Source organism: Chthonomonas sp. (assembly GCA_016788425.1).
GTDB lineage: Bacteria > Armatimonadota > Fimbriimonadia > Fimbriimonadales > Fimbriimonadaceae > JAEURQ01.
Genome location: JAEURQ010000002.1, coordinates 1090935 through 1097701 on the forward strand (window position 1 = coordinate 1090935; position 6767 = coordinate 1097701).

The 6767-nt window shown below is 57.4% G+C and carries 8 protein-coding genes and 2 rRNA genes; 2 read left to right on the top strand and 8 right to left on the bottom strand.

Annotation, left to right across the window (positions count from 1 at the left end; translation table 11 throughout):
• Nucleotides 1-11: 11 nt before the first annotated feature.
• The 4 genes from JNJ45_07245 to JNJ45_07260 all read right to left on the bottom strand — a co-directional run bounded on the left by JNJ45_07245 (nucleotide 12) and on the right by JNJ45_07260 (nucleotide 2466).
• Nucleotides 12-218 carry a hypothetical protein gene (locus tag JNJ45_07245; protein ID MBL8048462.1) on the bottom strand — a complete coding sequence of 69 codons (207 nt, stop codon included), beginning with the start codon at nucleotides 216-218 and terminating at the stop codon, nucleotides 12-14.
• Nucleotides 215-796, bottom strand: coding sequence for an RNA polymerase sigma factor (locus JNJ45_07250; protein MBL8048463.1), 582 nt, complete (start codon nucleotides 794-796; stop codon nucleotides 215-217). The genes JNJ45_07245 and JNJ45_07250 overlap by 4 nt, the downstream gene beginning before the upstream one ends.
• Nucleotides 797-943: 147 nt before the next feature.
• The gene (locus JNJ45_07255) at nucleotides 944-1660 is read right to left on the bottom strand and encodes a response regulator (GenBank protein ID MBL8048464.1); all 717 of its coding nucleotides are present in this window, start codon (nucleotides 1658-1660) and stop codon (nucleotides 944-946) included.
• A 41-nt stretch (nucleotides 1661-1701) separates the two neighbouring features.
• Nucleotides 1702-2466, bottom strand: a complete 765-nt coding sequence (locus JNJ45_07260) for a class I SAM-dependent methyltransferase (GenBank protein ID MBL8048465.1) — start codon at nucleotides 2464-2466, stop codon at nucleotides 1702-1704.
• Nucleotides 2467-2592: 126 nt separating this feature from the next.
• On the opposite strand from JNJ45_07260, the gene JNJ45_07265 reads away from it, so the two are divergent.
• The gene (locus tag JNJ45_07265) at nucleotides 2593-3450 is read left to right on the top strand and encodes a PEP-CTERM sorting domain-containing protein (protein MBL8048466.1); all 858 of its coding nucleotides are present in this window, start codon (nucleotides 2593-2595) and stop codon (nucleotides 3448-3450) included.
• Between the two features lie 108 nt (nucleotides 3451-3558).
• On the top strand, nucleotides 3559-4074 hold the full coding sequence (locus JNJ45_07270; GenBank protein ID MBL8048467.1) for a DUF1579 domain-containing protein: 516 nt from the start codon (nucleotides 3559-3561) through the stop codon (nucleotides 4072-4074).
• Here JNJ45_07270 and JNJ45_07275 read toward each other — a convergent pair.
• From JNJ45_07275 to JNJ45_07290, 4 genes are all read right to left on the bottom strand, one after another.
• The gene (locus JNJ45_07275) at nucleotides 4071-4706 is read right to left on the bottom strand and encodes an SRPBCC domain-containing protein (GenBank protein MBL8048468.1); all 636 of its coding nucleotides are present in this window, start codon (nucleotides 4704-4706) and stop codon (nucleotides 4071-4073) included. The genes JNJ45_07270 and JNJ45_07275 overlap by 4 nt on opposite strands.
• A 19-nt stretch (nucleotides 4707-4725) precedes the next feature.
• Nucleotides 4726-5508, bottom strand: a complete 783-nt coding sequence (locus JNJ45_07280; protein ID MBL8048469.1) for a PhzF family phenazine biosynthesis protein — start codon at nucleotides 5506-5508, stop codon at nucleotides 4726-4728.
• A gap of 650 nt (nucleotides 5509-6158) precedes the next feature.
• A 5S ribosomal RNA gene (gene rrf / locus JNJ45_07285) occupies nucleotides 6159-6275 on the bottom strand.
• Between the two features lie 84 nt (nucleotides 6276-6359).
• Nucleotides 6360-6767: ribosomal RNA gene (locus JNJ45_07290) — 23S ribosomal RNA — on the bottom strand; the annotation flags it as partial.

The following is a 6767-nucleotide window of genomic DNA, read 5'->3' on the forward strand; positions in this document are numbered from 1 at the left end:
GACTTTTCTTCCTAACTTGTGGTCGGTGTCGCGCTGGTTTGCTCTTGCTTATCCTTGCCAAAGGCAGACCAAGCGGCGGTTGCGGCGGTCACACTGGTGGTTAACGCCTTGATGAAATTTTGTCGGCCTACCTTGCGGAGTACCGCGAAGGCAAGAATCCCGGCGACGGCGCTGAGCGCCACAGCAATTTGCTTCTTGTTATCGGTTACGTGATTCATATCAGGGTCTCCTTCATGTAGGGGTCTTGCACGCCTTGCGTCACCATGACGTGGCGGATAGCGGCTTGGAACGCGCGGCGAGCCCGGTGGATGCGAGACTTGAGACTCGACACCTTGCGATGCATCGCCTCGGCAATCTCGGCTCGATCAAGGTCGCCCTGTGAAAGCAACTTGATGATTGCCTGATCCTTTTCGTTGAGCAAAGCATATGCCTTTTCGAACAGCTCCGATGCCGTGCTTTCCATCAGAACTTCCTCCGGAGTCAGCGTATCTGCGGCAGGATCAAAGGTGTGATCATCGTCACTGAGTTGACCAAACGAAACCGTGCTCACTCGGCGATTCATACGGCGCAACTTATCTAGGAAGGTGCACTTGATGATCTGGCGGAGCCAAGCTTCCGAAGCGCGGCGATCGTCGTAGCGATCAAACGCTTGGAAAGCCTTAATCATCGAATCTTGATAAATGTCTTCTGCCTCATCAACATTACGAGTTAACTTCAGACAGAAGGCGCGAGCGCCCTTTTCGTTTTGTTGTCGAAACTCCTCAAAGCAAGTGGCCGAAACAACGGCCCATTCCATTTGGCGGGTATTCGACTGTTCAGTGATTGTTTCTTTCATCGTCCCATCTCCAGCCGATTGCTCGGCTACATAGGACTATACGTCAGTAAAAATAAGAGGCAAGCTAGAGAAAGCCTGCCTTCTATAAGAGTTGCGTAGGAAAGATTCTTAGCCTAAAAGGCGATATCCGACCCTAGGTTCGGTCATGATCAGCTTCGGATTGCCCGGATCATCCTCCAGCTTTTTGCGGAGATAGCCCACATAGACGCGCAGATATTGCGCCTCTTCGGAGTACTCGTCGCCCCACACCGCGGCCAGAATCTGACGCTGCGTGACCACGCGCCCGGCGTGCTTGGCCAGGAACACGAGCAGTTTGTACTCGATCGGCGTAAGGTGAACCACCTCGTTTGAGCGCTTCACCGAGCGGCCTAGCTGATCGATCTCGAGTTCGCCAAACCGAAGCACGGCATCTTCATGCGCGGCCTTAATGCCTTGGGTGCGCCGCCAAGCCACGCGGATCCGGGCGAGCAGCTCGTTCACGCTAAACGGCTTGGTTACGTAGTCGTCCGCTCCGGCTTCCAATGCGTTGATCTTGTCATCCTCAGCGCCTTGGGCCGAAACAAAGATCACCGGAACCGAAGACCAGCTCCGAATCTCTTTGATGACAGAAACCCCGTCCATGTCGGGAAGGCCCATGTCGAGCAGCACGATTTCTGGCTTTTGCTTGGCAATCGCGGCAATTCCATCCAGGCCATTTTCGCACTCAATAAGCTTAAATTCGGTATCCGAAAGGGCCGCGCCGATCAGGCGGCGAATCGCCACGTCATCCTCTATGCAGAGGACAACAATTTTTTGGTCGTGTAAAGAGTTCGTCTCAGAGTTCATGCGGGGTTCAAATTTATCTTACTGCGGCAATGACCGGAACGTCACTGTTCTCCCCGCCGAGCCACAATCACGGTTTGATGAAGTAAGAAACTCCATTCCCCGTTTTCGTCGCACTCAGGACTTAAGTATGACTTCAACGCCCCCGTTGCGGCGCGGAGGATCTCGGTGCACTCCGAGCGTTGCGGTTCTTGCACGCTCATGCGGTCGAGCCATGTGGTCAGGGGGTAGCGATGATGAAGCGACGATTGATGTTCCACCGCAAAACCCGTTTGCTCGCACCACTCGCGCCACTGCGAGGCAAGATAATCGCACACGTGCGAAGGGTCGCGGATGGTCTCGTACTGGTCAAGGGCCTTGCTCGCCAAGACATCTTCCTCAATCCCCACGGTATCCACAAACAAAAACCAACCGCCGGGTTTGAGCACCCGGTGAACCTCCGCTAAAAACGTCCAGGGCTGCAAAAAGTGGTGAGCAGCCAAGCGGCAAATCGCGCCATCGAAGCTGGCCGCCGGAACCGGAAGGTCGTGACAATCCGCTTGCAACACCTCCAGATTCGTAAGGCCCCGGCGCTCGCCTTCGGCCATGGCTACCTCCAGCATGCGGGGTGTCACATCGCAGAGCGTGACGCGATCGACAAAAGGCGCGACGGCAAAAGCGCAGTGACCCGCGCCAGTGGCCAGATCAATGATGTGGCCGCCGTGGGGCTGTACCAACTTCATGAAATCCGAGAGCTCGGCCTGGTCGCCGTGGGTAGGGCTGGCAAGGTACTTTTCCGCTTCGCGACCGAACTGTTGCACAACGTCCATGGGTAAGAGCAGGGTACCAGACGTTGGGACGTGCCAACTATGGTACGTCATAGAGTTGTCATGTCTGGTCACACATGTTTTCAAACTCGACAATAAGGGGGCAGGACGCTGAGTCCGAGGACGACAATGAAAACACGAACTATTCTCGCAGCTGCTCTTTTGAGCATGACGGTGTTCGCCTCCGCGGACGACCTCTACGGAGTCTCGCACGGAAGCAACAATATCGACACTTTCTACAAGATCAATACGACCACTGGCGCAGCCACCGCTCAATTCACGTTTAGCGGCAACAACAGCATCAACACGAGCGGCCTGACCTACAACCCGGTCACGCAGCGGTTCTTGACGGTGCAGACCCTGAGCGCCTTCTCTTCGCAATTGGTGGAAATCAATCCGTTCTCCAACACGGCCACCGTCGTGAGCACGGGCATCCCTTCGGCCTTCTTCGAAGGCATCGAGTGGTCAGGTGGCCACGGCGGTCTGGTGGTGAGCCACGGCCCCGGCGGCTTCTTCAGCGGCAGTTTGGCCCTGCTGAACAACAGCTACGGCCTGATCAGCAACAACAACGCCACGGGCATGGGCGACGGGGACAACCTGTTCTTGGATGGCAGCGGCGACCTGAATCTCGTTGACGATAACTTCAATGCTGGTGCCCACCGCAACAAGCTGTTCAACCCGTTCGGTGTGTATTCAAGCGCGACCTATGGATCGAACATCTACAGCTTCGCTGGCTTTGACGTGGATTACGACCACGCTTGGAAAGTAGACGAAAACCGCTTGTTCCTGACCCGCTTGAACAGCCTGGCCTGGGTCAATGCTGCCGGGACGGCGATCACCAGCATCGGTGGTTACGGCGCAAGCACCGATGGGACCCTGATCCAAATCCGTGGCATCACGGCGGCCCGAGTGGTGCCCGAACCGGGTTCCTTCATCGCTCTCGGACTCGGCGGGCTGGCTCTGATTCGCAGCCGCAAGAAAGCCTGATCCCGGTCAGTGTGAGTTCATAGCACGAGAAAGTCGCGGGGCCGTTGAAACGGCTCCGCGATTTTTTGTGCCAACACCTGCGCCTCGGGACGCGTTATTATAAGACTGATGAGTACCGAAACCTCTGATATGCCCGGGCCGACAAAGCCCGTTTCCCAACACGAATGGCTCAAGAACCTGCTTGGTGAATGGACCACTTCCATGACCATGGTGATGGGGCCTGACCAACCCGAGATGCACGGCGAAGGCACCGAATCGGTGACGAGCTTCGGCGGACTGTGGGCGCACGCGCACGGAAAATCCACCATGCCCGACGGCGATGTGATGGAATATTACATGGCGCTGGGCTACGATGTGACCTTCGGCGAGTACCGCGGCGCGTGGTATGCCAACGTGAGCAGCCACCTGTGGAAGTACACCGGCGAGCTCAGTGCCGACGGCCGCACCATGACCTTGAACTGCGAAGGCCCCGACATGATGAGCGACGAGCCGGGCAAGACCGCCAAGTATCGCGACGTGCACGAACTGGTGGACGCCAACACGCGCACCATGACCTCGTTTGGCGAAATGCCCGACGGCAGCTGGGTTCAGTTCAACAAAACGACCTACACGCGTAAGGCCTAGGCTTCGGCCAGCGGCTTCAGGCGGTTCAGCGCCTCACCCCAGGCGCGGCGGAGACCATCGGCTTCTTCCCGCGTCTGGATTCGGCTTGTCATGACATTCATCATGGTTTTGCCTTTAGCGTCTTGAAACTGAACGTCCACCACCATCGGCGCGGTGCAGCCCGGGTGACTCCAAGTAAATCGCAAGTCCTTGTCCGGGCGGATCCGTGTGAAGGTGCCTTCGCAGCCGCCTTGGCAGCTGATCTTCCCGCCCTCGGTGACATCCTGCTTGGGGTTATCGCCGAAGATTTCGGAAAAGTTGGCGATGTAAGCGGCGTAGGTTTTTGCCGGCGGGGCGGCGATGTTCTTGGTGCAGCAGATCGAATAGCCTTCGTACAGCCCATCCTTCTTACGGATGTCGTGGCGCTTTTCGTAGTTGACGTAGACCGTCGTTAGCCACCAAGAGGTGTCGTTCGTGCCCTTGCCCAGCGCCTTTTCCGCCTCGCCATACATGGCGTGGATGCTGTCGCGGCGCCCGAGTTTGAGGCCGTCAATCCCATCGAGGTAGGCATACCATGCATCGGGAGTTCGGCCGGTCGCGGCTTGGCAGCTGGCATCGGTGAGTTCCAGGTCGGGTGTGTTTTGAACGATCATTGTTCGAATGATACCGAGATCACTGTTGGATGGTTCCACTCAGGAAGGTTCGCGCTTGTCCGGTGAGAAGCACCCGGTCTCCGGTGAGTTCCACGCCGACTTCCCCGCCCCGCGGCGAGAGTTGGTGGCCGACCATCTTGGTTTTGCCGAGCCGTTCGGACCAATACATCGCCAGCGAGCAATGCGCGCTGCCGGTGACGTGATCCTCGGGCACGCCGAAGTTCGGAGCATAGAATCGGCTGACGAAGTCGGCTTCCGCGCCGCGCGCAGTGATGATGATTCCGACTCGCCCCAGGGTGAGGATGCGATTGAAATCCGGACGGTGGTGTTGGATGGCTTCTTCCGACTCAAGTTCGGCGAGGTAGACATTGTCGTTTGCCCAAGCTTCGACCAGCTTGGTTTGCAGAACGTCTTCGATTTCGGCGATGTTGATGTGTTCGGGCGTTGGCCACGCCGGAAAGTCCATCTGATATCCCGTTTGGGTTGCGGATACCGTGAGCGGCCCGCTTAGCGTGTGGAAGGTGATAGGGAGCGAGGCGCGGTTTGTGGTCGCGAGCACGTGCGCCGAGGCTAGGGTCGCGTGCCCGCAGAGCTCGACTTCGCGCGTTGGCGTGAACCATCGCAGGCTCCAATCGCCGTTCGTGGCGGGGTGGACGAAGGCGGTTTCCGCCTGGTTCATCTCGTTGGCCACCGCCTGCATCCACGGTTCGGGGGCCGGATTTTCGAGGACGCACACCGCGGCCGGGTTTCCGCGGAAGCAGTCGGTGATGAACGCGTCGGCGAGATAGAGGGGGACTTCCACGACTTGGAGTCTATCCGATGGCCGTCGGGGTGGGAACGGTGGCGCCCCCCCCCCTACACGGCAGCAAATGCCCGCCGCAGCGAGCTTCTTCACAAACACTCTGGTTCCGCGAACCGTGCAACTCTTCAAGGCAGTCGCCCACGGAGTGCTTCCGCCGCAGACTCGCTCAACTGCCCGAGAGATCGAGGACGGCGGGATGGGAACGGTGACCATTCCGAGCACGGCAACAAGAGCCTGTACCCAAAAACAAAGAAGACTCTCAAAATGAGAGCCTCCGATGAAAATATTCTGGTTCCACGCAAGGTGCAACCCTTCCAGGCAGTCACCCACCGAATACTTCCTCCGCAGACTCGCTTAACTGCCCGAGAGATCGAGGACGGCGGGATGGGAACGGTGACCATTTCGAGCACGGCAGCAACAAAAAAAGACCCCTCGAAAGGGGCCTTCTCAAAATATTCTGGTTCCGCGCAACGTGCAACTCTTCCAGGCAGTCACCCGCGGAGTACTTCCCCCGCAGACTCGCTTAACTGCCCGAGAAATCGAGGACGGCGGGATGGGAACGGTGACCATTCCGAGCACGGCAGCAAGAGCCTGTACCAAAAAACAAAGAAGACTCTCAAACTGAGAGCCTCCGATGAAAATATTCTGTATCCGCGCAACGTGCTTATCTTCCAGGCAGTCACCCACCGAGTACTTCCGCCGCAGAGGAGCTTAACTGCCGTGTTCGGGATGGGAACGGGTGTGACCTCCTCGCCATGGTCACGCGAATACAAATTGTGTAGAGCGATTGAAGTCACTCTGGCAGTTACATACCGAATAGTAGAACGCACTCGAACGAAGTTTGAACTTAATTTTTTAAGCCCTCGGGCCATTAGTATCACTCAGCTGCACGTATTGCTACGCTTCCACACGTGACCTATCACCTGGTAGTCTTCCAGGGCCCTTACTTCGAAATGGGAAATCTAATCTTGGGGTGCGCTTGGCGCTTAGATGCTTTCAGCGCTTATCGCTGCCCGACGTGGCTACCCAGCGTATGCCCTTGGCAGGACAACTGGTACACCAGAGGTCAGTACACTCCGGTCCTCTCGTACTAAGAGCGTCTCCCCTCAAATTTCCTACGCGCGCAGTGGATAGGGACCGAACTGGCTCACGCCGTTCTGAACCCAGCTCGCGTGCCGCTTTAATCCGTGAACTCCGGAACCCTTGGGACCTTGTACAGCCCCAGGATGCGACGAGCCGACATCGAGGTGCCAAACCAT

Bases quoted from the DNA above. Each gene is read 5' to 3' on its own strand.
- JNJ45_07265 (MBL8048466.1), top strand. From the start codon at position 2,593: ATGAAAACACGAACTATTCTCGCAGCTGCTCTTTTGAGCATGACGGTG.
- JNJ45_07270 (MBL8048467.1), top strand. From the start codon at position 3,559: ATGAGTACCGAAACCTCTGATATGCCCGGGCCGACAAAGCCCGTTTCC.
- JNJ45_07250 (MBL8048463.1), bottom strand. From the start codon at position 796: ATGGAATGGGCCGTTGTTTCGGCCACTTGCTTTGAGGAGTTTCGACAA.
- JNJ45_07245 (MBL8048462.1), bottom strand. From the start codon at position 218: ATGAATCACGTAACCGATAACAAGAAGCAAATTGCTGTGGCGCTCAGC.
- JNJ45_07260 (MBL8048465.1), bottom strand. From the start codon at position 2,466: ATGGACGTTGTGCAACAGTTCGGTCGCGAAGCGGAAAAGTACCTTGCC.
- JNJ45_07275 (MBL8048468.1), bottom strand. From the start codon at position 4,706: ATGATCGTTCAAAACACACCCGACCTGGAACTCACCGATGCCAGCTGC.
- JNJ45_07255 (MBL8048464.1), bottom strand. From the start codon at position 1,660: ATGAACTCTGAGACGAACTCTTTACACGACCAAAAAATTGTTGTCCTC.